This is a genomic window from Bradyrhizobium sp. SZCCHNS2022, from assembly GCF_032377575.1.
Taxonomy (GTDB): Bacteria; Pseudomonadota; Alphaproteobacteria; order Rhizobiales; family Xanthobacteraceae; genus Bradyrhizobium; species Bradyrhizobium aeschynomenes.
Map to the genome: position 1 here is coordinate 3,352,710 of NZ_JAUHHZ010000001.1, position 26,109 is coordinate 3,378,818.

Here is a 26,109-nt window from a genome sequence, read left to right on the forward strand (position 1 = left end):
GCTGGACCGACGGCTTCGTACGTTCCGTCGCTCCAACACGTTCGATGTCTAGGACTTCGATGTCTAGGACATGGACAAGATGCTGGTGACGTCAGCCAAGGCGCTTCCTCCCGGTGTCCGGACCGGAAGGTCAGCTGCGTCCGGATAGCCCCGCCGCGATGTGGCAGTTGATGTCGATCAGCGACTTCAGCTTCGCCGGATCCGGATCCATCTGCATCTCGATCGTCTGCTTCATGACGAACACGCCAATATTGGCGATGTTCTGTCGGATATCGAGCGAGTTCGGATTGTCGTCCATCTCCATCGCGCTCATGAAGATCGTCCAGAGGCGACGATTGAAGAGCAGCGCCTTGTACATGTTGCGATCGGGGCCGCTCCAATTGGCCTGCACTTCCTGCAGCTGCCGCGCAGCCTTCAACAATGCCTGAGCTTCGATCTCCCGTGGTGATGCCGTCGTTTGCGACGTGCGTGCATAGGCTTGAGCGGCATATGACATCAAGTACTCCGGACTGACGCGGGGACACCAACAAACTGCACAGGTTTTGTACGTTGTGTGCCTTTAAAATATGGTTAGCAGCTATTAGCGGATTTCGCCTCTCGATATCGCCAGACGTCGAAAACAACCGCACCTGCGAGGCCTCTTAATTTGGTGCGAACGTGTTTGCTCAAATCGCTTGGAAAAATTCGGGAGTCTTTCGCCGCGGGCACGCACACCGCGCGCCGCATACCGAAGCATCGCGGGGGAGCCGGCGGACCGCGCGTGAGCGCGGTGGCCGAGGCGCAAAAAAGAAGCGGCGGGCCATGCCCGCCGCTTCGCTGGATGGAGATGCCGGTACGGTCGCGCTCAGCGGAGCAGCTGCAGAACGCTCGCCTGCGACTGATTGGCCAGCGCCAGGGCGGAGACCGCGATCGACTGCCGTGTCGACAGCGCCTGGCTGTTGGCCGCCTCCTCGTTGGTGTCGGCCAGCGTCAGGTTCGACGAGCCGGTCTGCAGCACGTTGATCAGGTTCTTGTTGAAGTCCTGACGGATCTGCACGATCGACAGGTTCGAACCGAGCGACGACGCTTCGGAGCGAATGGCCGTCGATGCGCTGTTCAACGTCGACAACACCTTGTTGGCCGAGTTGCTGTCGAGGAAGTCGGTTCCGACCACCAGCGCCGACAGACCGAGGCCGGTGCTGTTGAACGTCACGCCCGTGATGTTCAGGGTCGACCGGCCGGTCTCGTTGAAGGTCAGCTTCAGCGTGTCGCCGTTCAGCAGGTTGATGCCGTTGAACGATGCGTCCTGTGCGGTGGTGTCGATCTGCGCCAGCACGTTGTTGTATTGGGCAATCAGTCCGGCGCGCGTCGTCTGCGAGTTCGTGTCCGCCACCGGGGTCGATGCGGTCACGCCGTTGAAGGCCTGGCTCGCCGCGGTCGAGGAGCCCGCGACCGCGCCGATGGTCGACGAGGCCGCTTCGTTCGTGGTGAGGATCGTCAGCTGACCGGTCGTGCTCAGGCTGGCCTGCAGATTGTTCGCGGCAAGAGCGGTGTTGAGCTGGGCCAGCGTCGATATCTGAGAGGCGCCCGTGCCGAATGTTATGTTCGTTGCGACACCGCCTCCTGTCGAGGCGATCGTCAGCGTCTGCCCTGACAACGCCGGCGGATTTCGGGCCGTCGTGCCTGCTGTCAGCCCGAGCTTGGCCAAGGCGGTGCCCGATATCGTCAGGTCTTGCGCGGTGCCTGTGGCGATGGAGATCTGGCCGCCGCTCACCGAGGACGGCGTCGCGGTTGCGCCGGTCACCGAATCGATCGCGGCAAGAAGGTTGCTGACGGTGTCGCCCACGCCGATATTGGTGCCTGCCGAGACGGACCCGGCCACGAAGGTGAACACCACACCGTTGACGACCAGCGTGTCGCCGGTGGTGATGCTGCTCGCCAGGTCGTTCGAGGTGGAGCTCGCCGTACCCGACAGCCGGGTCGACCCGGTGATCGCCACCGCCGTGCTGAGATTGTCGTTGTTGACCACGCTGCCGGCCACGAAATTGTTCGAGGAGCTGCCGAGCAGGTTGTTTGCGGTCGCGCCCGGGATGACCGCGGAGGTCACGCTCGACTTGGTGGTATAGCCGGTGGGCGCCTGAAGGACCTGGCTCGCGATCGACTTCGCGCTATCGACCAGCTTCTGGAGCGAGGTCAGACCGGTATTCGCTGCCTGCAGAACCTGGACGCCGTTGCCGATGCTGTCGAGCAGGTTCGCAATGTCGCTCGCACGGTTGTTGAGCGATTGCGCAGTGAAGAATTCGGTGGGGTTATCGAGCGCCGTGTTGACCTTGTTGCCGGTGGCCAGGTTGTTTTGAGTCGTGGCCAGCAGCGATGCAGTATTTTGCAGCGCCAGCAGGTTTTGGCGAACCGAAGCCGAGAGAACGATACCGGACATGTGTGTGAAACCTTCCTAGTTATTCACCAGGAGGTTCTAGTCCACCCACTTTTAAAACATGGTTAATGGCGCTTTAAATTTCTTGCTTAACGTCTGGTTACGCTCCGTCCCGGGTCTCTGCCCCGCGTTCGGAGCCAGTATTGATACGGGCGGCAGCACCGAACCAGGCGCAAAAAAAGCGGCGGGGTCGCCCCCGCCGCCTTCGATCTCGATATGACGATGCCTGCGGATCAGCGCAGCAGCTGCAGCACGCTGGCCTGCGACTGGTTGGCGAGCGACAGCGCGGACACCGCGATCGACTGGCGGGTCGACAGCGCCTGGCTGTTGGCCGCTTCCTCGTTGGTGTCGGCCAAGGTCAGGTTCGACGAGCCGGTCTGCAGCACGTTGATCAGGTTCTTGTTGAAGTCCTGACGGACCTGCACGACCGACAGGTTCGAACCCAGCGTCGACGCCTCGTTGCGCAGCGTGGAGCTCGCCGTGGTCAGCACGCCGATCACCTTGTTCGCCGAGTTGTTGTCGAGGAAGTCGGTGCCCGAGGTCAGCGTGGTGAGCCCGAGCCCCGCCGAGTTGAAGGTCACGCCGGTGATCGACAGCGTCGACTTGCCGTTCTCGTTGAACGTCAGCTTCAGCGTATCGCCGTTCAGCAGGTTGACGCCGTTGAACGATGCGTCGCTCGCCGTCAGGTTGATCTGCGTCAGCACGTTGTTGTACTGCGAGACCAGGTTCGAGCGCTGCGTCTGCGCGGTCGTATCCGCCACCGGAGCCGCCGCGGTCAGACCGTTGAAGGCCTGGCTCGAGGCTGCCGACGTGCCGCCGATCGTGCCGATCGTGGCCGAGGCCGCGTCGTTGGTGGTGGTGAGCGTGATCTTGCCGGTCGACGAATCGATCGAGGCTTGCAGGTTGTTGGCTGCGAGCTTCTCGTTGAGGTCGTTCAGCGATTTCACCTGCCCTGTCCCCAGGCCGAAGGTGATGCTGGTCGCCGTGCCTCCTCCTGTGGCGCCGACCGTCAGCGTCTGTCCTGACAAGCCGTCGCCGACAGCAGTCAGCCCGAGCTTGGCCAAGGTGCCGCTGCTGCCCGAGAGCGTCAATCCCGCCGCCGGCGGCGTCAGGGTGATCGCACCTGCGGTGATCGACGAGGTCACGCCGGTCTGGGACTGGATCGCCGACAGCAGGTTGGTGACGCTGTCGCCGATGCCGATGCTGGTGCCCGTCGAGGACGTGCCGGTGACGAAGGTGAAGGTGGTGCCGTTGACGACCAGCGTCTCACCGGAGGTGATGCCGGTGGCGAGGTTGTTCGACGCGGTGCCCGACGTGCCCGACAGCTTGGTCGAGCCGGTGATGGCGGCCGGAGTCGTGTTGTCGTTCTGCACGACCGAGCCGGTCACAGCCGTCGAGCTGGAGCCAAGCAGGTCGGTGGCAGTCGCGCCGGTCAGAGCCGTCGAGGTCACGCTCGACTTGGTGGAGTAGCCCACCGCGCTCTGCAGAACCTGGTTGGCGATCGACTTGGCGCTGTCGACGAGCTTCTGCAGCGAGGTGATGCCGGTGTTGGCGGCCTGCAGCACCTGCACGCCGTTGCCGATGCCGTCGAGCAGATTGGAGATGTCGGAAGCGCGGTTGTCGAGACCCTGGGCGGTGAAGAAGTTGGTCGGATTGTCGAGCGCCGAGTTGACCTTCTTGCCCGTGGAGAGATTGTTCTGGGTGGTGGCGAGGAGCTGAGCCGTCGACTGAAGCGAGAGCAGATTCTGACGCACCGACGCCGAGAGAACAATACCTGACATTTTCATACCCTTCTGGTGTGAAACAAACGGCCGATCCTTCAGGATCGGTTGTGCCCGTATCGACTTCGCAACCGGGCGACGTGCGTTAAGGTAAATGGGACTGGCTAACAAAGGGTGAAGCCACCCGCCACAGCGGCCGCTTGCGGCCGCGCCGCCGCGCTCGACCATCGCAGAGCGCACCAGCGATCACATTGAAAACACCAGACATTTACCAAGCGCGCCGGTCATTTACCGATCATTAACCATGTTCGGAAAGGATCGCTGCGCGCCGAGCGATCGAGCGCGCAGACTGTTCGCGCGATTTAGACTGGCAGCACATGAGTGCCGGCCTCGCCGAAGCAGATTCGGCGCCGCGCCGATCGCGGCAACGGAGGACGAGAATGGCCCTGAAAGTCGAACTGAAGCCGCATGAGCGCATCATCATCGGCTCGTGCGTGATCACCAACACCGACCAGCGGGCACGGCTGCTGATCGACGGCGACAACATCCCGATCCTGCGCGAAAAGGACATCCTCACGCCGGAGACCGCCGACACGCCAGCCAAGCTCGTCTATCTCGCCGTCCAGCTGATGTACATCTCGCCCGGTGCAGATGCGGATCACGGCACCTACTTCAACCTGCTGCGCGACATCATCACGACGGTGCCGAGCGCCTGGCCCATCATCGAGGCCATCAACGGTCACATCCTCAACGGCGATCTCTATCAGGCGCTGAAGGAAGCCAAGAAGCTGGTCGCCTTCGAGAAGAAGCTGCTCGAGCAGGCCGAGGCGGAACAGGCCGAGCAGGCCGCCAAGACGGTCAGCTCCGCCGCCTGACCTCGGCGACAGCACTCCCACGAAGAGCCCGGTTCCGCGCCCGCGGAGCCGGGCTCTTCGTATGGACGCAAGACACGCAACGGCACGCGTGCTCCACAGACGCGAAAACGGCGGGGTCTCCCCCGCCGCCTTCGATCTCGAGATGACGATGCCTGCGGATCAGCGCAGCAGCTGCAGCACGCTCGCCTGCGACTGGTTGGCGAGCGACAGTGCGGACACCGCGATCGACTGGCGGGTCGACAGCGCCTGGCTGTTGGCCGCTTCCTCGTTGGTGTCGGCCAAGGTCAGGTTCGACGAGCCGGTCTGCAGCACGTTGATCAGGTTCTTGTTGAAGTCCTGACGGACCTGCACGACCGACAGGTTCGAACCCAGCGTCGACGCCTCGTTGCGCAGCGTGGAGCTCGCCGTGGTCAGCACGCCGATCACCTTGTTCGCCGAGTTGTTGTCGAGGAAGTCGGTGCCCGAGGTCAGCGTGGTGAGCCCGAGCCCCGCCGAGTTGAAGGTCACGCCGGTGATCGACAGCGTCGACTTGCCGTTCTCGTTGAACGTCAGCTTCAGCGTATCGCCGTTCAGCAGGTTGACGCCGTTGAACGATGCGTCGCTCGCCGTCAGGTTGATCTGCGTCAGCACGTTGTTGTACTGCGAGACCAGGTTCGAGCGCTGCGTCTGCGCGGTCGTATCCGCCACCGGAGCCGCCGCGGTCAGACCGTTGAAGGCCTGGCTCGAGGCTGCCGACGTGCCGCCGATCGTGCCGATCGTGGCCGAGGCCGCGTCGTTGGTGGTGGTGAGCGTGATCTTGCCGGTCGACGAATCGATCGAGGCTTGCAGGTTGTTGGCTGCGAGCTTCTCGTTGAGGTCGTTCAGCGATTTCACCTGCCCTGTCCCCAGGCCGAAGGTGATGCTGGTCGCCGTGCCTCCTCCTGTGGCGCCGACCGTCAGCGTCTGTCCTGACAAGCCGTCGCCGACAGCAGTCAGCCCGAGCTTGGCCAAGGTGCCGCTGCTGCCCGAGAGCGTCAATCCCGCCGCCGGCGGCGTCAGGGTGATCGCACCTGCGGTGATCGACGAGGTCACGCCGGTCTGGGACTGGATCGCCGACAGCAGGTTGGTGACGCTGTCGCCGATGCCGATGCTGGTGCCCGTCGAGGACGTGCCGGTGACGAAGGTGAAGGTGGTGCCGTTGACGACCAGCGTCTCACCGGAGGTGATGCCGGTGGCGAGGTTGTTCGACGCGGTGCCCGACGTGCCCGACAGCTTGGTCGAGCCGGTGATGGCGGCCGGAGTCGTGTTGTCGTTCTGCACGACCGAGCCGGTCACAGCCGTCGAGCTGGAGCCAAGCAGGTCGGTGGCAGTCGCGCCGGTCAGAGCCGTCGAGGTCACGCTCGACTTGGTGGAGTAGCCCACCGCGCTCTGCAGAACCTGGTTGGCGATCGACTTGGCGCTGTCGACGAGCTTCTGCAGCGAGGTGATGCCGGTGTTGGCGGCCTGCAGCACCTGCACGCCGTTGCCGATGCCGTCGAGCAGATTGTTGATGTCGGAAGCGCGGTTGTCGAGACCCTGGGCGGTGAAGAAGTTGGTCGGATTGTCGAGCGCCGAGTTAACCTTCTTGCCCGTGGAGAGGTTGTTCTGGGTGGTGGCGAGGAGCTGAGCCGTCGACTGAAGCGAAAGCAGATTCTGGCGCACCGACGCCGAGAGGACGATACCTGACATTTTCATACCCTTCTGGTGTGAAATCGACGCCGATCCCTTCGAGATCGGCGTGACGTCCAGCTCGACTTGGCGACCCGGACGACGGGCGTCACGGTGAATGGCAGTGGCTAACAAACGCTGAAGCGGTTGTGGGGCGGCCTCGCTTCAATCAACAGAACAGGCGCATCGACGCGTCTGATCGTCGCAGCGACGCGTAAAGCCGTCCGTTGAAAAGCCTCGCAGATTCACCAAAAACGGGTGTCGTTCACGACGCGTCAACCACCTTTGGAAACGGTTCGACACGCGCAGGCGTCATCGCTCCGGTGGTACTCGTCGACCAGCGGAGCGAAGCTGACAGGCCGTTTGCGATCAGAGCGCCAGCGGCGGCGCTTCGATCTCGACCAACGGCGTCAGGCCGGCCGCCCGTTGACGGCCGAACATGAGGACCGCTGCAATCAGCCGCTCGATGTCGCACACATCGGTGCGATGATTGACGATCGCGGCGCGGATCGCCAGCCGGCCGTCGAGCACCGTGGTCGACGGTGCCGCGAGGCCGGATTCGTGGATGTCGGCGACGATCTCGCCATTGAGCGCATCGGCGTCCTCACAGCGATAGCGAAAGCAGACGATGTTGAGATTGACCGGCGCCATCAGTTCGAGCTCGAGCTCGGCGCGCACCCGCGCTTCGAGGTGGCGCGCGAGCTCGCAGCTGCGCGCGATCATGGCGCCGAGCGCGTCGGTGCCGAACGTGCGCAGCGTGAACCAGGTCTTCAGCGCCCGGAAGCCGCGCGACAGATCGGGACCGAGATCGCACGGCCATTGCGCACCGGCTGCAAGGCCCCGCGTCTCCCGGCGCAGGTAGGCGGCCGGTGCGGCGAAGGCGTCGCGATGCTTGGCGCCGTTGCGCACCAGCAGGAAGCCCGCGTCGTAGGGCACCTGCCCCCATTTGTGGAAGTCGAGCGCGATCGAATCCGCCCGCTCGATGCCCGCAAGCATTGGTGCGAGCTCCGGCGACAGCATGGCGAGCGCACCGAACGCACCATCGACGTGAAACCACAGGCCCTCGCTGCGGCACAGCTCGGCCACCTGCGTGAGATCGTCGATCGCGCCGATATCGACCGTTCCTGCGGAGGCGACGACGAGGAAGGGTTTCAGGCCCGCGGCGCGGTCGGCTGCGATCGCAGCCCGCAGCGCGGCGACGTCGACGCGATGCGCCGCGTCGACGGCGATGCTGCGCAGCGCATCGCTGCCGAAGCCGCAGATATCCATCGCCTTGGCGATGCAGCCATGCGCGGCTTTCGAGGTGTAGGCGCGCAGGCACCGGCCGGTCTCACCCAGGCCAGCCGTGCGAACAGATGCGCCGAGCGCCGTGCGGCGAGCCACCAGCACCGCCATGAGATTGGCCATCGAGGTGCCGGTGACGAAGAGGCCGCTGGCGCCTTGCGGAAAGCCGAACAGCTGCCGCGTCCAGTCGACCACCTGCTGCTCGATCTCGATCGGCGCATGATCGCGGCCGCCGAGATTGGCATTCAGTCCAGCGGCGAGCATTTCGGCGAGCATGCCGACCACCGTGCCGCCGCCATGCACCCAGCCCATGAAGCCGGGGTGCACGTTGCCGGTGGCGTGGGGAACGACGAGCTCGCTGAAGTCGCGATAGACCTCGGCGAGATCGGTCGGCGCGTGCGGCAGCCGGCTGCGAAAGCGCTCGCGGGTCGGCGGTGACATCGGCTGCCACACCGGACGGTCGCGGATCCCGGCGACGTAGTCGAACATGTCATCGAGCATGCGATGACCTTGCGCGCGCAGCTCGTCCCAGTCCCGCGGATCGAGCGTCTCGGCCGGCTGCAACGTGACATCGCTGCGCAGCTCGGCGGTCACGCCGCCTGCTCCGCCGCCGCTGCCGCGCGCTTGGCGATCATGTCCGCGAAGGCCGCGAAGATCTTCCGCATCTGCGGCGGCTTGTAGGGGAAGACGTCAGGCGAATCCATATTGTGCACGACCGCCGTATTGTCGGCCTCGAACACCAGCAATGAGCCGTCCTTGGTCTCGGCGCAGTCGATGATGAAATAATCCAGACCGATGCGCTCGGCGATCTCCGCGAGCACACTGCGATGACGCCGGCCGAAGCCGATGTCGAAGGTCTGCATGAACGTCGCCTCTTCGAGGCGCTTGCTTTCGCTGGCCGCCATGCCGGCGTTGAGGTACCAGATGTCCCAGCGCCGCGCGATCGCCATGTGGCAGGCGTAGGCCACGCCGTCGACGAACACGATGCGGTACTTGCGGAACTGGCCGTCCTCGCTCGCATAGTCGACGAATCGCGCGAGGAAGAACTCCTGCTCGTCGCGCTCGTCGAGATAGAGCGACAGCTCGATCGGCTCCTCGACCCTCTCCAGGCCGACGCCGGCATGCGAGCCGCGCGGCCGGATGATCAGCGGAAAGCTCAGCGCGTCATCGACGTCGCCGATCCATTCGCACTCGTCCGCCACCGCGACCAGGCGCTCGCGGTCGACCGGCACCGTCGGCGGGATCGTCAGCCCTTCGATGCCGGCGAGCAGCGCATGCAGCTTGTCGCGGTCGAGATGCCAGATCCGCTGCGGCGGGTTGAGCAGCGGACGCGGCCAGCGCGCCGCGACGGCGTCGATCTCGTGCAGCGCGTGCTGACAATCCTCGGAATCGGAGGCGATGACGATGGCGACGTCATGCGCCGGCAGCGGCGCCGGCAGCTCCGCGCCCGGCACGACGTAGAGCAGCATCAGCTCGATGTCGGTGTCCTCGAGCAGGAACTCGATCGGCGTATTGCTGCCCATGTCGGTTGCCGCCGCGAGCGCGAGCACGCGCAGCCGCGGCGCCGGGTGATTGCCGGCCACGCGATAGAGCTGCTGCGACTGCAGCACGTCGTGCTGGATCGCGAGCCCGGACGATTTCTCGCCCAGCAGCTGTGCGATCAGCGCCAGATCGAGCCCCTCGCCCGGCGTGGCGCTGCCGTCGAGCAGCTTGCCGAGCAGCGCAGCCCATGTCGGCTTGAGATCCTGGCCGTCGAAGGCGGCCTTGGCGATCTTCGCCATGCCGGTGCGCTCGGCACATCCCGTGCGGCCGGCTTCGGCCAAAGCGAGCAGATCAGTTGGCATGGCAGATGTCCCTGAGATCGCGGCTGCTCAGATCCGATACGAGCAGCTCTGTTTTGGCGACCACGTCGGCGATGCGGTCGATTTCGGCTTCGAGATTGACGCGCGCGGTGGTGACGTCGTCGCACCATGTCTCCGTCAGCTGGCGCGCGCCGATGCACAGCCGCAGCGCGGCCGTCGGCGCCTCGCCGGGCCGCTCGATACGGACCGGCTGACCGATCAGGCACTGACGCGCGGCAACGGCCGCCGTCCGACCGCTGAAGCGGCTGCCGAGATCGTATTGGAGCGCACGATAGACTGCCTTCGTCTCGCCGAGATCGAGCGGCCGCCCCTCGCGCTGAAGCGCGAACGGGAAAATCGTCGGACGGCCGAACTCGTCATCGTCCTCGTCGGCGCTCGCATAGGGAGCGAACGGGCGCAGCACCGGCGACAGCAGCAGCAGGCTTTCGATCGCCTCTCCGAGTTGCCGGATCGCCATCCGGCGGAATGAAGCGGGCACCGCCTGATAGGCCGCGATCTCCTCGAGCGCGGCTTCCCAGCGCAGCCATTGTCCGACGTTGGCGCGCGGCGCCGAGCGGGCCCGCAGATCGGTCCAGGCCAGCGGCCAATCGCTGCGATTGACGTAGTCGAACAATCCGGACGCGACCGCGTGACCCTCGCCCAGGGCCGACGCCACGCGGCGCGGGACGAGCAGCGCGCCGCTGAAGGCCGGCCCGCCATAGAATTTGGAGCCCGACATCAGCACGAGATGGCCGCGGTCGAGATAGCAGCGCAGCCGGCCCGGGCCGAGCCGCATCTGGCAGGCGTCGACGACGACCTGGACGCGGCCCGGCCAGCGCCTGATCACCTCGTCCAGGCAAGCAAGTCCCGGCGCGCGCCAGCCGAGCTTGGAGGAGTCCATCACCTGCAGCAGGACGTTACGGCCGTCCCGGACGATCGCCTCGACCGTGTCGAGCACGGCCGGAGCGAGATCGCCGCGCGGCTGCATCGAGGCGCCGTCGAGCAGCGGCAGGAACACCGCCTCGCTCGCGAGGCCGTCGATCGGCGCATCTCTGGTCACCGCAAGGCCGTTCGCCGTCCGCGTGCTGAAATGACATCCGCGAGCGCTTGCCGCCGTGCCGCTGCCGGTCTGATCGCTCCCGACGACGACATGGGTGACGTGCTCGCCGAGCAGCGCGCGCGCCAGCGCCAGCGCATGGAGCTGCGCGTCGGTGCCCGATGGCGAGAACACGATGTCGACATCGTCGGCAAGACGCAGATGACCGCGCAATTCGCCGCGCATCTCCTCGGTGCGGCGGTCGAGCGCCTCGTCGACGCCGAGCGAGATCGCCGCATGCATCAATCGCTCGCGCGCCAGCTCGACGCGCGCATAGGCGCGCTCCGAGATCGGCGAGGCCGTGCTCGAGGCGAAGCACACCAGATCCGGCGCGGGCGATGGCGAGCAGCCATAGGCGTTGCGGCCCCAGGGCCGATCGAGCGCCAGGCGGGTGTCGCCGCCGTCGATCAGGAGATCGCCGAGCAAGGCGAAGAGATCGCGCAGCCCGGTCGCAGCGCCCTGCCCGCGCCGCTCGCTGCGGGACGATTGAAGACTTTCCGACCGGGTTGCCGCCGGGGTCATGTTGCGGATCGTCAGGCTGCGTCTGCCGCAGCAGCGGTGGGAACCGCCACCGCCGACGCAAACTGCGAGGCGACATTGCCGTGGAACACCGACGGACCGACATGATCCAGCCGACTGTCGAGATCGGCCCAGATCTCGCCGCCGAGATCGGTCCATCGCCTGCAGAAGGCGAAATCCTCGCTGAGATAGGTGCCCGTCTCCGGGTCGATCATGCATTCGAACAGCGCGAAGCGGTTCGGATTGCCGGCCAGCGCATCCTGCGAGTGCTCGCGGAAGAACTGCAGCGGAGCGTAGGCCGGATGCGCGATCATCGCCTCGATGACGCGGCGGCGGATCATCAGGAAGCCGGTGCCGGCATAGCGCACCCGCGTGAAGCCGTTGACCACCGCGACGTGGTCCGGATTGTCGATCTCCAGGACATAGTCGAGCGAGGCCGCCGGCACGTCCATGCGGTTGGCGTTGATGGCGCGCCGCGCTTTGTTCCAATTGACCTTCTTGACCGGATAGACGCCTGCGACCATGTCGCCGCCGGACTCGATCAGCCGGAACACCTGCTTGGGCGCGAAACCGATATCCGCATCGACGAACAGGAGATGCGTGGCGGAGGGATCGTTGAGGAACAAGGTGACGAGATTGGCCCTGGCGCGGGTGATCAGCGCATCGCCGTCGCGCATGTGGACGGTCAGGTCGACGTTCGACGTGGCGCGCAGCTCGCGCTGCAGGGCGAAGATCGAGCTTGCATAGATGCTCGACACTTGGCCGCCGAAACAGGGGGTGGCGATCACCAGGTGGATCCGCTCGTCGATCGGGTTACTCACGTCAGCCTCCAGAAAAAGAGGCTCTCGCCCCAGATCTGAACAAAAGCTAAAGAGACGTGGTTAACGAAAACCTAACCGCCGCCCCCGTTGCTTTACAGGAACTTCACCAGCGACAATTGCGACAGCATCGAGGTCGTCTGGTAGGACGCCTGGAGATTGGTCTGCAGCTGCAGGAGCTGGGCTGCCACCTCCTGCTGCGAGATGCCCTCGGTCTGGTCGACCAGTGCCTGCATCGCCGCCTTTGCCTGGGTCTGGCGGGCCGCGGCGTCCTTCATCGTGGTCTGCGCGTTGGCAAACTCGGTCTGGATGTCCGAGATCGACTGCTGGCCGATCCGCGCCGTCAGGTTGGCGGCAATGCGCTCGCTGAGCGCGCCGATCTGCTGCGGCGCGTTCGCGCCGGCCGGCGGCGTGTTGACGGCGGCGTACACCGCGGTCTGCTGCACGAGGTTGCGGATCGCGAACTCATTGCCCTGGGCGCCGAACTGAATGCTCTGCGCCGTGTCGATGCGGATGGTCGAGCTGGACCGTGCCGAGCCCGGGCCGCTGTTGCCGGTGTACCAGGCCACGGTGCTGGTCGAGCCGTTGACGAGGCTGGTCGCCGATCCCAGCGGCACGCCGGAAACCCGCAAAGGCGGGGTCGCGGCGGTGACGGTGCCCGAAAAGCCGAGCGCGGCGAAGGCACCGGCGTTCGAGCTCGAGACCGAGAAGGTCGCCGCATCGTCGGTGCGCAAGGTGATGGCGCCGCCGCTCACCGTGGAGGCCTTCGACGTCCCGCTCAGCGCATCGATCTTCGACAGCAGCGTCTGCACGCTGTCGCCGACGTTGATCTGGTTGTTGCCGCTCGCGCCCGAGGCAACGAAGGTCAGCGTCTGCCCGTTCACGGTGATGGTGTCGCCGGCGGTGAAGTCGGTCGCGATCGAATCGGTGCCGGCGATGCCCGACAGCAGCGTTGCCCCGGTGATTGGCGCCGGCGTCCCCGCCTTGTTGTTGACCGCGGTGCCCGACACCGAGCTGGCGGTGTTGAAGAAGTTGTCGCCCGCGGTCACGGCGGAGGCCGCCACGAGCGAGGTGTTGGCCAAGGTCGTGAGCGCCGTATTCAGCGCCGCATTCAGGTTGGCCGAGGTCGCGGCGGGAGTCGCGCCGATCGCAAACGTGTTGGTGGGCGCCGGCGTCGTGGTCGACGCCGTCAGCTTGATCGATTCCGAGGTTCCGTCGGGCAGCTTGAAGACGAAGCTGATCTGATCACCGGCGTTGGGATTGCCGGCGGTCAGGTCGACGGAGATTCCCGCCGGCGAGCCGGACGGTCCGGTCACGGTCGCATTGGTCAGCGACGAGGTCACCGAGCTCAGCTTGAATCCGAATGGTGAGCCGGCGACGTCCTCCGCCAGCGTGATCGGCATGGTCGCCGACGCGGAGAGATTGAGGCGGCCGAGACCGTTGAGGCCGAGATCGGCCTGCTGCCGCTCGGCGATCACCTGCTTCAGCCCGGCCTGGGTGGCGGTGCCGTTCAGGATGTCGTCGGCCGAGGCGATCGCCGGCCGGTCGGTGGCGCTGCCGGAGAAGATGTAGCGATCGCCGACCTGGGTGTTGAGGATGCCGGTGATCGCCGACAGGTTGGACGACGCCGTCAGTTGCCCCGTGGTCTGACCGGTGCTGGTCAGGTTCTGCGGCGTGGCCGAGGCACCGCTCTGGACCTGGCTTGCGATCTTGGACAACGACTGCAACGAGGTGTTGACCGCCCCGATGACGGTGTTGACGTGCGTCATCGTCGTGGTGAAGCCGGCGATGTTCGACAGCTGCGCCCGCGCCGCGATCGCAAACCCCTCGTCCGGCCCCATGCCGGCATAGTTGTTCGCCTTGACGCCGCTCGACAGCTGCGTCGAGAGGTCCGCGAGCTGGTTGGAGATGTTCCGCACGGACAGACCGAGCAGAGAGGTTCCGTAGTTGATACTGCTGATCGACATCTTACTCGCGCCTCACTAGAAAGCCTGGATCAGACTCTGCATCATGCTTTGCACGACCGACATGATATGAGCGTTGGCCGCATAGGTGTTCTGGACCTGGATCAGGTTGGACATCTCGCTGTCCATGTTGACCCCGGCGGTCGAGTTGAACTTTTCCTTCAGCGTGCTGACGACGACGCTCTGCCCCTGGCTGAGCTGGGTCGCGAGCGTCGAGGCGCTGCCCTGCTGGCTGACGAACTGCTGGAGATAGCCGGACACGGTGCCCTGGAACGGCTGCGCCGCCGAGCCGAGGCCGGTGGTCGGCGAATAGCTGAACGTCGCCGATGTCAGCTGCGCGAACAGGAAGTCCGGCCGCGTGGAGTCGCCCGCGGGTGTCTGCGGCGAGGTCGAATAGGTCGACAGCTTGGTCGCGTCGTTGAGCAGCGCCGGATTGACGTTGAGCCGCCCGGCGAGCCCGGTCATCTGCGATCCGGTCGAGGTGATCGCGCCGGTATACACCCCGCTGCCGTCGGTGAACACCGGCAGCTGCGGGTTGCCGCTGGCGAGCGTCTGCACCGTCACTGTCGACGAGGCCGACTTCACCGTCGCCTGGCTGGTGCCGTCATCGGTGATGCGCAGCGTGGTGCCGGAGGGATTGGCGAACTGCAGATGCGCGCCGCCGAGCGCGCTGTTGAGCTGCGTCACCACCGAGGCCATGCCGAGCGAGAAATCGACGCCGACATAGGACGGGTTGGCGCCGGTGGCGTTCTGCAGTGGCAGCGCGGCGGGATCGTTGACATTGACGATCTTGACCTGGCGCTGGACGTTGCTCGAATCCGTGTAGGTCAGGTTGATCGTGTTGCCGGCGAGCAGCCCCGTCGTCGAGACGTCGAAGCCGGCCGGAGGTCCCGTCACAGCCGTGCCGGCCGTGGTCTTGTCAGACAGCGCCGAGGCCATCGTCGCGGCGAGCTGATCGACCTGGGTCTGCGCCTGCACCAGGGTCTGGTCGCGCAGCTTGAGGTCGGCCGCGATCTGCCCGGAGTTCAGCAGATTGTTGGCCACGACGTCGAGCGAGACGCCATTCGACAGCTTGATGTTGAGCTGCCCGACGCCGCTCTTGGTCGGATTGCTGTTGTAGAGCGAGGTGGCGTCGAGCGTGCCGGGCGAGGAGAAGGTGAACTCCGAAGTCAGCCCCGCGCCGACCAGCTGAATGCCGGAATTGGTGAACACGCTGACGCCGTTGGTCGAGTCCGACACCACGCGGATGTCGACATATTTCGACAGCGTGTCGATGGCGTTGTCACGCTGGTCCTGCAGCGTCGCCGACAGCGGATCGGAGCTGCTGAGGCCCTGCAGCTGCGTGTTCAAGGTGGCGATCTGCTTGATCGCCGCGTTGGCCTGCGTCGCCGAGTTGCCGATGTCCTGCTCGACATTGGTGCGCAGCGTCTGGATGCCCTTGGTGGTCGCGTTGAGCTGCTGCGCCAGCCCTTGCGCAGCCGACAGCGCCACCGCTTGCGCGGACTGGTTGCTCGGATTGTTCGACAGCGACTGCAGCGCCGTGGTGAAGTTGTTGAGCGCCGTCTCCATTGTGCCGCTGCCGCCGGGCGTGCCGTACACGCTCTGCAGCTGCGTCAGGATGTTGGCCATCTGGTTGGCATAGGTTCCGCCCGACGTCTCGGTGCGGAGCTGGTTCTGCACGAACAGATCGAGCTGGCGGTTGACGCCCGTCGTCATCACCGTCGAGCCGAAGCCGCCGCTGGCGATCTCGATCTGGTTCGGGTTCTGTACAACGTAGCCGGGCGTATTGGCGTTGGCGACGTTCGACGAGATGATCGAGAGCGCGGCCTGCGTCGAGCGCAGGCCGGACATCGCGGTGGCGAGGGCGGAACTCAAACCCATGTTCGTTTGCCTTGTGTCAATTCAACCGCCACGCGCTGCGCCGTCAGCGCAGCACGTTCAGAAGATCCTGCACCATCGAATTGGCCGTCGTGATCACCTTGGTGTTGGCGGAATAAGCCTGCTGGGTCACGATCAGCTTGGTGAACTCGTCGGCGATGTCGGTGTTCGAGCCTTCCAGCGAGCCGCCCGAGATCTTGCCGGACGCGCCGATGATGGCCTGCCCCGACTGGTCGGTCGCCTCATAGGCGCCGCCGTCGAGCGCCTTCAGATAGTTGGTGCCGTTGAAGTGCGACAGCGTCACCTGGGCCAGATTGATGGTCTGGCCGTTGGAGAAGGTGCCGGTGACGATGCCGCTATTGTTCACGGCGACGGATTGCAGCTGGCCGGCGGCGAAGCCGTTCTGCGAGATCTGGTTGATCGTGGCCGAGCCGACGGTGCTGGCATATTGCGTCAGCGCGCCTGAGGAGATGTTGAGGCTGACGGTGCCGAGCGTGGTGCCGTCGACCACCACGTTGGGGATCGAGATGTTGGAGGAGGTCGGCGAGGTCAGCGAGCCGTCGGAGCCGAACACGAAATTGGTGCCGACGTTCTGCCAGGCCACCGTCGAGCCGGTCGCGTTGGAATCGGTCTGATAGAACAGGTTCCAGACGTCCTGATGGCCGGTGCCGAGCGTCGAGCTGTCGACCTTGCCCCAGCGCAGCTGCACGTTCACCGGCGTGCCCGCCGAGTTGTAGGTGGTGACCGCGCCGCCCGAGATGGTCTCGTTGTTGAAGTTGGTGAGGTCGTTGCCGATCACGATGCCGGTGCCGGCGCTCGCCGTTCGCGTCAAGGCCACCGGCGACGTCAGGCCAAGCGCCGCGAAGCCGCCCGCGGCGCTGCTCAGGCTCCAGTCCTCGCCGCTGCCCGAATGCAGCGTGATCTTGCCGGCGGTGATGGTCGGCGACACACCCGTCACCGCGGCGATCTTGGCCAGCAGCGTGCCGACGGAATCGCCGACATTGATCTGGTTGCCCGAGGCGCCGGAGGCGACGAAGGTGAAGGTAACGACGTCGCCCGCGCTGCCGGTCAGGGTGATGGTGTCACCGGCCGTGAAGTCGGTGGTGATCGAGTCGGTAAGCGCGCCGCCGGACAGCAGGGTCGAGGTGGTGATGCCCACCGCGTTCTTGTTGTTGGCCGTGGCGCCGGTGACCGTGGCATCGGCGTAGAAATTGGTGCCGACCGGCAGCGGCACGTTGGAGAGATCGGCCGAGTTGAGGCCGCCGGCCGCGACCAGCGTGCCGGTCGCCGCATTGCCGCTGGCGCCGGTCTTCGGCTGCGTCGGCAGGTTGGCGGCGTATTGGATCGCGGTGGTCGCCTGCGCCGGCACGAAATTGTTGGCGAACTGCAGCACCGTCGGCACGTTGCCGGTGGCGTTGCCGGTCTTGGCGTCGACCGCGACGCCCATCAAGTAATAGCCGGCGCCATTGATCAGGTTGCCGTTGGCGTTGAGCTGGAAGTCGCCGCGACGGGTGTAGTTGGTGACGCCGGTGAAGACCGGGACGTTGTCGACCACCGACGAGGCCTTCTGCACGTTGAAGAAGCCGTCGCCGTTGATCGCCATGTTGGTGGCGACCGAGGACGTCGAGACGGTGCCCTGGGTGGTGATGGTCGCCTTGGCGAAGGCGGTGACGCCGCCGGCATTCTGCCGGGTCGGGTTGGTGGCGTTCGGGATGAGGTCTTCGAAGCTGGTGCCGATGCCTTTGTAGCCGACGGTCGAGGCGTTCGCGATGTTGCCGGAAATGTTCTGCAGCGCGAATGATTGAGCGGACAGGCCGCTCACCGAGGTGTTCATCGCGTCGAAGATACCCATACCATTCTCTCCACATTGACCCGGCGGCCGGTCCGCCCATGGCCGCGTTTTCGTGGAGAGCATCGCAATCGCTGTGCCAGATGGCATTTCGCTGCGAAATCAGCGAGTTGGGAAATAACAACGTCAAAAAAGCGGTGCCGAAAGTGGTGAACAATTGCCGAGCCGGCAGTTCTTGCCGGGCCGAACGCGCACCATCGCGCTCCGGCCTGGCTGCTGCTCACAGGTGCCGGCGCGTCCTCGAAGACCCGCTTTTCAGGTCTTCAACGGACGCCGTCGACAATCCAGGCGCAGATTTTTCAGGTCGAGGACGGATTGGCCGGATGGAACACCAGCGACAGGCCGTCCATGCAATAGCGCAGCCCGGTCGGCTTCGGACCGTCGTCGAACACGTGGCCGAGATGGCCGCCGCAACGGCGGCAATGCACCTCGGTGCGGACCATGCCGTAGGTCTTGTCCTGCCGGGTGCCGACCGCATTGTCGAGCGGCTTGAAGAAGCTCGGCCAGCCGGTGCCGCTGTCGAACTTGGTATCCGAGGAGAACAGCGGCAGGTCGCAGCCGGCGCAGGCGAACGTGCCCTTGCGGTGCTCCTTCAAGAGCGGGCTGGTCCAGGGCCGTTCGGTGCCTTCTTTCCGCAGGATGTCGAACTGCTCCGGCGTCAGCTGGGCGCGCCACTCCGCCTCGGTCTTCTCGATCTCGAACTTCTCGGCGGCGCGTGCCGGCTCCGAGCCGCCGAACCAGCGCAGGGCGGCGAAGCCGAACAATCCGGCAGCGGTGGTGAACATCATGCGGCGGTCGATCATGGTTGTCTCCGTACGGCGGCTTGTTACCGGATTTACGGACGAGATCCCGCGAAGTTACGTCGGCTGCGGGTTCGATGCCTCACTTTCTTGCGAGCTACCCGCCCTCCCCGGCGTCCGGACGGCGGGTCAGGTCGGACGGCTGCGGCCGCAGCGGCAGGCGCGAGCCGGGGCGCTGCGCCGCCTGGCGGCGCGCCTCGGCGGCCCTGATCTCCCGGATCCGCTCCTGCGCCCGAGCCCGCTCGCGGTGCCGTGCCAGGGTACCTGCAGCCGCGGCGCGGCCTCGGACCCAGAGATTGACGACGTGGCCGGCGACCCGGCCGCTGACGCCGCCGGCCCAGACCAGCTCGAACGGCGAGAACAGCTTCCAGCGGTCGTCGCCGGCAAGGATGCCTTGCGCGATCAGCTGACCGGCCATCGCGGAGGTGTTCATCCCCTGCCGGCCGAAACCGCTCGCCACCCATAGGCCTTTGCGGAGCTGGCCGATCTGGGGCATGCCGTGCACCGTCTGGCCGGTCACGCCGCCGAAGGTCTCCGTGATCTCGACGCGGCCGAGCTGCGGAAACACGGTGCGGATCCGGCGCTGCAGCGCCGAGGCGAACCCGCTGGGACGCGCGTCCCAGGTCGTCTCCGGGCTCGCCCACATCAGCCGGTCGCCGTCCACGACGCGGAAATGGTCGATGCCGTCGGTGTCGTGGACCGAGCCCTTGAAGGCGATCGCCTCGGCGAGCGCCTCGCCGAGCGGCGCGGTGACGCCGCCATAGCGCCACACCGGCAGCAGCGTATCCGACAGCTTCTGCAAGGGCGCGCCCAGGTGGATGTTGCCGGCGAGCACGATGTGCGAAGCCCGCATCCGCGCCGACGGCGTCACGATGCGCTTGCGCACGCCGGACGCATCGATGCTGACCACCGGCGTGTCCTCGAAGATCCGCGCCCCGGCCTTGTGCGCCAGCCGCGCCAGCGCGTGGACATACTTGCGGCCGTCGAGCTGGAACGCCCGGGGGTAATGGACGCCATGAAAATAGCGGCTGGTCTTGAGCTCGCTCCTGACGCGCTCGACCTGCCAGCCCTCGACCTCGGTGGCGAAATCCTCGTGCAGCATCTGCAGGCGGCGGATCAGCGCATCGCCGGCGTCGACGTTGGAGACTTCGAGCGCGCCCTCGCTGAGGCCGATGCCGGGCATCGCGATCTCGGTGGCCTGGGCGCGGATGAACTCGGCGCCCGACCAGGACAGCGCCCACAGCGCGCGCGCATGCTCCAGGCCGACGCGCTCGATCAGGTCGGGGAGCGGCAGGTCGAATCCGGGCAGCACCGTGCCGAGCATGTGGCCGGAGGCGTTCCATCCGACCTGGCGGCCCTCCAGCACCGCGACGCTGGCGCCCTGCCGCGCCGCGCACAGCGCCGTGGTCAGCCCCGCCAGTCCCGCCCCGACCACACAGACATCGACGTCGAGGTCGAAATTCAGCCGGGTCCGGGTGATCGCACCTGCGGCATTCGCGTCATCGATCGCGCTTGTGAAAGTCTCGCTCATGGCGTTTTCTTAGCGAACCCTGCGCCGGTCTGTCACCTGACGTCATGCCGCTTCTAGTGGCGATAAAGAGACGTGATACAGGCTGAGACACCCTGACCGATTCGAGACCGGATTCCATGCGCCGATTGATGCTGCTGCGCCACGCCAAGACCGAGACTGACGCGCCCTCGGGCCGTGACCAGGACCGCCGTCTCGACGAGCGCGGGCACCAGGATGCCGCCATGATCGGCGACTTCATCGCCGGCCATCCGCTCGCGCCGGAGCTGGTGCTGGTGTCCACGGCGGTGCGGGCACAGCAGACCTGGGAGCTCGCGCTGGAGGCGATGAAGGACCGCATCGTCTCCCCGCAGGTCGAGTCCGTGCCGGAGCTGTACGGCGCCGAGCCGATGCAGATCCTGCATCAGATCCGCCTTGCAGCGGCGTTCGATCCGAAGCAGCTGCTGGTCGTCGGCCACAATCCCGGCCTGCATGAGCTGGCGCTGGCGCTGACCGGCCAGGGAGATCCCGAGGCGCGCCAGGAGCTGATGCGCAACATGCCGACCTCCGGCCTCGCCATCTTCGACTTCGACACCGACGATTGGGGGGATGTGAGCTTCGCGCGCGGCAAGCTCCTGATGTTCGTCACACCGAAGCTGCTCAAGCAGGGCTCCGATTGACAGGCCGCCGCGGCGGAGCGCGTAATGGTCGCGCCCAGTGAAGGAGGCCGCGATGTTCAAATCGATTCTGGTTCCCATCGATCTGGCCGATACCGACCTTGCCAAGCCGGCGATTGCGACCGCCGCCACGCTGGCGGAGACGTGGCAGGGCAAGGTGCATCTGCTCAACGTGATGCCGATGACGCCGGTGATGCTCGCCGAATATGTCCCCGCCGATTTCGACGCCCAGCAGCGCGAGACCGCCGAGGAAGCGCTGTCGATCGTGGCCCGCGAGTCCGGCATCCCGGCCGAGCGCATCAGCTACACGGTGCGCCAGGGCGGCATCTATCACGAGATCCTCGAGGAGGCCGCCAAGGTGCAGGCGGATCTGATCGTCATGACCTCGCACCGCCCGGCGATGCGGACGTATTTCCTCGGCAGCAATGCGGGGCATGTGGTGCGTTATGCGAAGTGCTCGGTGCTGGTGGTCAGGCCGTAGCAACGATCGAGCACATCACCGCAGCTCTTGGGCGCCAGAGCGACGCTGGTCAGATCAGCGCGCCGGCGCGAACCGCGCGGGCAAGCCAGAAGCTCCGCTCGCCATTCGAAGGATCGGCCGTCACATGCGTGATCGGCTCGAAGCCGTTGGCATGCAACAACGCCTCGTATTCCGACGGATCCAGGCTCGCGTGATATAGCGGATCGCCGCGATATGATCCCATCGCTTCGCCGTGCGCGGGACCGGCGTTGAACATCAGAACGCCGCCCGGCCCCGTGCAGGCTGCGAAGATCGGAAACATGCGTCGCTGATCATCGTGCGCGAGATGAAAGAAGCTGTCCCATGCCAGCACGCCGTCGAACTGCTGGTCTGAGGTGAACGAGCGCATGTCAGCGACGATCCACGTCTGCCCTGGCATCCGCGTTCGGCACAGGCTGATCATGGTCGGAGAGCTGTCGACGCCGGTGACCGAAAACCCCTGCCCCACGATGTGCGCTGCGACCGGCACGCCACCTCCGCAACCGACATCAAGCACGGTCGCCACCGGTCTGAGGAGAGATACAAAGCGGTCGATGGCTGGTCTATCGGTCCACGCCGCTGCGCGGCGGTCGGCGTCCCACGACAACGCACGGGTCTCATAGTGAGCGATGATGCGATGAGCTGCTTCGGTCATGGAAATGTCCTGGTACAGGCGTTGCTACGGCCACTCTGCAATGAAGCCCCTCTCCTTGTACGGCTCGATCTTGTCCCACTCGCTCAGCACGCGGCGGCGGAATTCCGGATGGGTGTGCCAGAGATGGCGCGGCACGCCGAAGCCGTCGACGGTCAGCAGCATCTTCTCGACCTGCGGCCAGTGCCGCTGCAGGGTCATTGCATAACGCCGCGCGGTCCAGCTGTTGCCGAGGCAGATGACGGTCCTGACATTGGCGAGGCCGAGCGTGGCCTCGATCACCGGCAGCGAGTACACGACGTTCTCGCCGGTGTTCATGGCGTGATGCTCTTCGAGGATGAGGTCCGCCGGTACGCCGCGCTTGACCATGGCGGCCTTGATCAGCGTGCACTCCGACAGCTCGGCGCCAGGCGTGATCCCGCCGCTGACGATGGCGTGGCGGAAACAGCCCTGCTCCCAGAGGCTGGCTGCCGTCTCGGCACGCAATTCCTCCTCGACGCGGGTGCCGAACACGAACAGCAGATCGGCGGGGCGCAGCGGCGTGTCGGCGAAATGCTGCGCGTTGATGGCGGCGATCTCACCGGCATCGGGCCAACGCTGCGCGCGATCCTGCATCGAGCTTCTCCAGCAGCGTCCTATCCTGCCTCGCGCGCCGTCATTCCGGGGCAAGGCCGCAAGGCCTTGAACCCGGAATACCGAGCTTGTCTTGCGCAACAACTTCGAGATTCCGGGTTCAATCGTCAACGCGCCGCCGCTTCGCGTCTGCGCATCGACGATTGCCCCGGAATGACCGTAGGGACGGACTCAACCGACATCGTCGCACGATGCGCCGCCAGCGCGGGTCACATTCGATGACCAGCGGTGACGTCCCGTGATCACGGCAGCAGCGCGGGCGGGATCGCTGCGAAAGTGTAGGTCTGCGGCTTGTTGCGGATGACGAAGCCGCCGACCTGCCAGGCGAACAGCGCGGCGAAGCCGATCAGGAACAGCGCTCCCGACCACTCGGTGATGACGAGCGCGCGCACCAGAAGCGCGGCCATGGCGACGGTCACCACCGCCATCACGGCCACCGCGGCGGCATAGACCGCACGACCGAGGCCGCCGGTCAGCCGCGCCGTGCTGCCTGCGGCTGCGAGCCGCGCATGCAGGGCAAGGATGAAGGTCCTGTAGGCCTCGCTCTGCGGCACCATCAGGGTCACGGTCTGCCAGGTGGTCGAGATGACGTTCAGTCGCCGGCCGTCACGGTGCGTGATCTCGGCGCGGAAGCGCTTGGCCTGCATCGACACCGGTCGGTAGGACAGCCGGATCGCGGCGATGTCGGCATAGGGCCATACCCCGGCGTGGCCGGCGAACCGCCACGACAGGCCCTGCTCGGTCAGCTCGAACTCCTGGGCGGAGCCGATCAGCGACGCCTTGTAGGCGTAGCCGATGGGCGCATCGGATGGTGTCGGTACGGAAATGGGGGCGGTCCTGTTGCGTGGGTCGGGCGCCTTATCCTACAAACGAACGATGAGCGAAACGATCCATTTTCCGCGCCACCTGATCCTGGCCGGCGCGATGGCCGCAGGCGTGCTGCTGGCGCTCGCCGTGCACATGCTCGGCGCCCGCTACGGCCTCGATCTCGGCGGCCTGTGGCAGAGCGAAGGTGCCTTCATGCCAGCCGGCTCGGCGATCGCCTGGTGGCTGATCGCGACGGTCGGCTTCTCGAGCGGCTATTTCATCGCCAACATCATGCACAGCGCGGTATCCGGCGAGATCCCGCAGCGTGCGCGCAACTTCCTCGTCGTGGTCGGCGTGCTGATGCTGGCCGGCATCGGCCAGGCGATCTCCGGACCGAGCCCGGTGCCGTCGGCCTCCGGCGTGCTGGCGGGACTTGCCGCGCTCTGCCTGGGCGCCCTGATGGCGTTCTGCGGCGCCAATTTCGCCCTGCGCAAGAGCTGATCACCCCCTCCGAAATGACGACGCCGCGCGGTGCTTCCGCGCGGCGTTTTGCCTCATCACGTCGTGCGGCGCGATCAGCTGGCCGCGCGCAAATTGACGGTGGTCTCGGCGAGCTTGGTGAGCTTCATGTCGGTCGCCTTCTCCTCGTCGAGCGTCTTCTGCAGCACCGCCGCGCAGTCACTGCGGCCGAGCTGCTTGGCCCAGGCGATCAGGCTGCCATAGCGGGTGATCTCGTAGTGCTCGGCCGCCTGGCCGGCATTGATCAAGGCGGCGTCGAGCACGGTCTTGTCGGCGACTTCGCCGGCGACCTCCTCGGCCTCCTCGATGATGCCGTCGATCGCCGGGCAGTCGACCGCCTTCGGCGCGATGCCGTGCATCTCGAACACCTGCTCCAGCCGCTTCACATGCGTCCGCGTCTCGTCGAGATGCGTGAGGAATCCCTGCTTGAGCTGCTGATCGGTCGCCTTGTCGGCCATCTTGGGCAGCGCTTTGATCAGCTGGTTCTCGGCGTAATAGATGTCCTGCAGCTGATGAACGAACAGGTCGTTCATCGTCTTGATGTCCTTGGTGAAGAGTCCCATTTGCCACTTGTCCTCTTGGTTCGGAACATGGCTTGCCCTCCCCGACCGATCGTGGCCATGTTCGCTACCCCCGCAGGCGCTAACCGGGTGACGCGTCCGTTGTTCCGGCCCGCGTCGGCGCGACCGCCGGAACCTCGCGGCCGGTCGTGACTTGCTTGGCGGGTAACCAATGGGACCGAACTAAGGCGGCCGCAGCTATGTGACTGGAGTGTGACAGACCCGCGGATCGACGCCGGAGCTGCGCTGTGTCAAGGACTGCACAAAGCGTCCGTTTTAGCTTAAGGAACAGGCTGTCACGGATTGCCCGCCCTCATCGTTCAATGGTTTTGTCCCTTCTCAAAGATCTAGTGCCGCCCCGCCGGGAGGATGAATGCAGCGCCTGCTGACCACGCTCTCGCGTGGCTTCAAGAAATGGATCGGCTGGAAGCGGCTGGGGATTGCAGCGAGCCTTGCGATCATCGCCTTCGCGATCACCACGCTCGTGCGCACGCTGAAGGGCGTCGACGGCGGCGTCATCCTGACGGCGCTGACCGAGATCCCGCCCGGTCACATCGCGCTCGCCGCCTTGTGTGTGGTCGGCGCGTTCTGCACGCTGACGTTCTATGACTATTTTGCGCTGCGAACGATTGGCAAGAAACACGTGCCTTATCGCATCGCGGCGATGAGCGCCTTCACCAGCTATTCGATCGGCCACAACATCGGCGCCACCGTGTTCACCGGCGGTGCCATCCGCTTCCGCATCTATTCGGATTACGGCCTGTCGGCGATCGACGTCGCCAAGATCTGCTTCCTGTCGGGGCTGACCTTCTGGCTCGGCAACCTGTTCGTGCTGGGCATCGGCATGACCCTGCATCCGGCCGCCGCCACCGCGATGGATCAGTTGCCGCCAGCGGTGAACCAGCTGATCGCGATCGGCATCCTCGGTGCCATCTTCGCCTATCTCGGCTGGCTCTATGCCGGCAAGAACCGGCGCCAGCTCGGACAGAACGGCTGGAAGGTGGTGCTGCCCTCCGCTCCATTGACCATCGTGCAGATCCTGATCGGTGTGGTCGATCTCGGCTTCTGCGCATTGGCGATGTACCTGCTCGTTCCCGCCAACCCGCCGATCGATTTCCTGTCGCTGTCGGTGGTGTTCATCCTCGCCACCCTGCTCGGCTTCGCCAGCCACGCGCCCGGCAGCATCGGCGTGTTCGACGCCGCGATGCTGGTGGCGCTGCCGCAGTTCGGCCGCGAGCAGCTGCTTGCCACCCTGCTGGTGTTCCGCGTGCTGTATTTCGTGATCCCGTTCGGCATCGCGATCTCGATCATGGGGGTCCGGGAACTCTGGCTCAACGTCGTCAAGCCATGGCAGGAGCGGCGCCGGCTGCAAGCGGCCGTCTCCGACGAGATCGCCGCCAAGCGCGCAACGGCGGCTGCAACCGCGCCGGTTCCGCAACGGATCAAGCGCCACTCACAAGGTTGACTTGGCGCTTCCGACCACCGTTTGTGATGGCGCGGTTGACGTTGCC

At 65.7% G+C, this 26,109-nt stretch carries 22 protein-coding genes; 5 read left to right on the plus strand and 17 right to left on the minus strand.

Annotated features, from left to right (window positions below):
- Positions 1–130: 130 nt before the first annotated feature.
- From flaF to QXZ94_RS14965, 3 genes are all read right to left on the minus strand, one after another.
- Entirely contained in the window at positions 131–496 is a 366-nt protein-coding gene (flaF, locus tag QXZ94_RS14955; protein WP_172114420.1) for a flagellar biosynthesis regulator FlaF, read from the minus strand.
- 348 nt (positions 497–844) lie between these two features.
- Complete coding sequence (locus QXZ94_RS14960; protein ID WP_315721043.1) at positions 845–2,416, minus strand: flagellin; 1,572 nt, start codon at positions 2,414–2,416, stop codon at positions 845–847.
- A gap of 230 nt (positions 2,417–2,646) precedes the next feature.
- Positions 2,647–4,194, minus strand: coding sequence for a flagellin (locus QXZ94_RS14965; RefSeq protein WP_315721044.1), 1,548 nt, complete (start codon positions 4,192–4,194; stop codon positions 2,647–2,649).
- Positions 4,195–4,574: 380 nt separating this feature from the next.
- Between QXZ94_RS14965 and flbT the strand changes: the two genes are divergently transcribed.
- Positions 4,575–5,009: a flagellar biosynthesis repressor FlbT gene (flbT, locus tag QXZ94_RS14970; protein WP_315721045.1), complete on the plus strand. Its 435-nt coding sequence runs from the start codon at positions 4,575–4,577 to the stop codon at positions 5,007–5,009.
- Between the two features lie 159 nt (positions 5,010–5,168).
- On the opposite strand, the gene QXZ94_RS14975 is transcribed toward flbT, so the two are convergent.
- From QXZ94_RS14975 to QXZ94_RS15020, 10 genes are all read right to left on the minus strand, one after another.
- Positions 5,169–6,716 carry a flagellin gene (locus QXZ94_RS14975; RefSeq protein WP_315721046.1) on the minus strand — a complete coding sequence of 516 codons (1,548 nt, stop codon included), beginning with the start codon at positions 6,714–6,716 and terminating at the stop codon, positions 5,169–5,171.
- 348 nt (positions 6,717–7,064) lie between these two features.
- Positions 7,065–8,573, minus strand: coding sequence for a pyridoxal phosphate-dependent decarboxylase family protein (locus tag QXZ94_RS14980; protein ID WP_315721047.1), 1,509 nt, complete (start codon positions 8,571–8,573; stop codon positions 7,065–7,067).
- A complete protein-coding gene (locus QXZ94_RS14985) occupies positions 8,570–9,760 on the minus strand; it encodes a hypothetical protein (RefSeq protein ID WP_315726284.1) in 1,191 nt (396 codons plus the stop codon). Before QXZ94_RS14985 ends, QXZ94_RS14980 begins: the two co-directional genes overlap by 4 nt.
- 52 nt (positions 9,761–9,812) lie before the next feature.
- The gene (locus QXZ94_RS14990) at positions 9,813–11,438 is read right to left on the minus strand and encodes a hypothetical protein (RefSeq protein ID WP_315721048.1); all 1,626 of its coding nucleotides are present in this window, start codon (positions 11,436–11,438) and stop codon (positions 9,813–9,815) included.
- Between the two features lie 11 nt (positions 11,439–11,449).
- Complete coding sequence (locus QXZ94_RS14995) at positions 11,450–12,256, minus strand: hypothetical protein (protein ID WP_315721049.1); 807 nt, start codon at positions 12,254–12,256, stop codon at positions 11,450–11,452.
- Between the two features lie 92 nt (positions 12,257–12,348).
- The gene (locus QXZ94_RS15000) at positions 12,349–14,220 is read right to left on the minus strand and encodes a flagellar protein (RefSeq protein WP_315721050.1); all 1,872 of its coding nucleotides are present in this window, start codon (positions 14,218–14,220) and stop codon (positions 12,349–12,351) included.
- Between the two features lie 15 nt (positions 14,221–14,235).
- A complete protein-coding gene (gene flgK, locus QXZ94_RS15005) occupies positions 14,236–16,098 on the minus strand; it encodes a flagellar hook-associated protein FlgK (protein WP_315721051.1) in 1,863 nt (620 codons plus the stop codon).
- Between the two features lie 43 nt (positions 16,099–16,141).
- A complete protein-coding gene (locus QXZ94_RS15010) occupies positions 16,142–17,947 on the minus strand; it encodes a flagellar hook-basal body complex protein (RefSeq protein WP_315721052.1) in 1,806 nt (601 codons plus the stop codon).
- Positions 17,948–18,243: 296 nt separating this feature from the next.
- A complete protein-coding gene (gene msrB / locus QXZ94_RS15015) occupies positions 18,244–18,747 on the minus strand; it encodes a peptide-methionine (R)-S-oxide reductase MsrB (protein ID WP_172115093.1) in 504 nt (167 codons plus the stop codon).
- A gap of 94 nt (positions 18,748–18,841) precedes the next feature.
- Positions 18,842–20,275, minus strand: coding sequence for an FAD-binding oxidoreductase (locus QXZ94_RS15020; protein ID WP_315721053.1), 1,434 nt, complete (start codon positions 20,273–20,275; stop codon positions 18,842–18,844).
- Positions 20,276–20,391: 116 nt separating this feature from the next.
- Here QXZ94_RS15020 and QXZ94_RS15025 point away from each other — a divergent pair, with 116 nt between their 5' ends.
- Both QXZ94_RS15025 and QXZ94_RS15030 read left to right on the plus strand, forming a co-directional pair.
- A complete protein-coding gene (locus QXZ94_RS15025) occupies positions 20,392–20,931 on the plus strand; it encodes a histidine phosphatase family protein (RefSeq protein ID WP_315721054.1) in 540 nt (179 codons plus the stop codon).
- Positions 20,932–20,983: 52 nt separating this feature from the next.
- Entirely contained in the window at positions 20,984–21,409 is a 426-nt protein-coding gene (locus QXZ94_RS15030) for a universal stress protein (protein WP_315721055.1), read from the plus strand.
- A gap of 49 nt (positions 21,410–21,458) precedes the next feature.
- Here QXZ94_RS15030 and QXZ94_RS15035 read toward each other — a convergent pair whose 3' ends face one another.
- The 3 genes from QXZ94_RS15035 to QXZ94_RS15045 all read right to left on the minus strand — a co-directional run bounded on the left by QXZ94_RS15035 (position 21,459) and on the right by QXZ94_RS15045 (position 23,539).
- Positions 21,459–22,082, minus strand: coding sequence for a class I SAM-dependent methyltransferase (locus tag QXZ94_RS15035; protein ID WP_315721056.1), 624 nt, complete (start codon positions 22,080–22,082; stop codon positions 21,459–21,461).
- 24 nt (positions 22,083–22,106) lie between these two features.
- Entirely contained in the window at positions 22,107–22,694 is a 588-nt protein-coding gene (locus QXZ94_RS15040; protein WP_315721057.1) for a YdcF family protein, read from the minus strand.
- Positions 22,695–22,954: 260 nt separating this feature from the next.
- Positions 22,955–23,539: a hypothetical protein gene (locus QXZ94_RS15045; protein WP_315726286.1), complete on the minus strand. Its 585-nt coding sequence runs from the start codon at positions 23,537–23,539 to the stop codon at positions 22,955–22,957.
- A 49-nt stretch (positions 23,540–23,588) separates the two neighbouring features.
- On the opposite strand from QXZ94_RS15045, the gene QXZ94_RS15050 reads away from it, so the two are divergent.
- The gene (locus tag QXZ94_RS15050; protein ID WP_315721058.1) at positions 23,589–24,020 is read left to right on the plus strand and encodes a hypothetical protein; all 432 of its coding nucleotides are present in this window, start codon (positions 23,589–23,591) and stop codon (positions 24,018–24,020) included.
- 74 nt (positions 24,021–24,094) lie between these two features.
- On the opposite strand, the gene QXZ94_RS15055 is transcribed toward QXZ94_RS15050, so the two are convergent.
- A complete protein-coding gene (locus QXZ94_RS15055) occupies positions 24,095–24,601 on the minus strand; it encodes a ferritin-like domain-containing protein (protein WP_172115079.1) in 507 nt (168 codons plus the stop codon).
- A 370-nt stretch (positions 24,602–24,971) separates the two neighbouring features.
- Between QXZ94_RS15055 and QXZ94_RS15060 the strand changes: the two genes are divergently transcribed.
- Entirely contained in the window at positions 24,972–26,063 is a 1,092-nt protein-coding gene (locus QXZ94_RS15060) for a YbhN family protein (RefSeq protein ID WP_315721059.1), read from the plus strand.
- Positions 26,064–26,109: the final 46 nt, after the last annotated feature.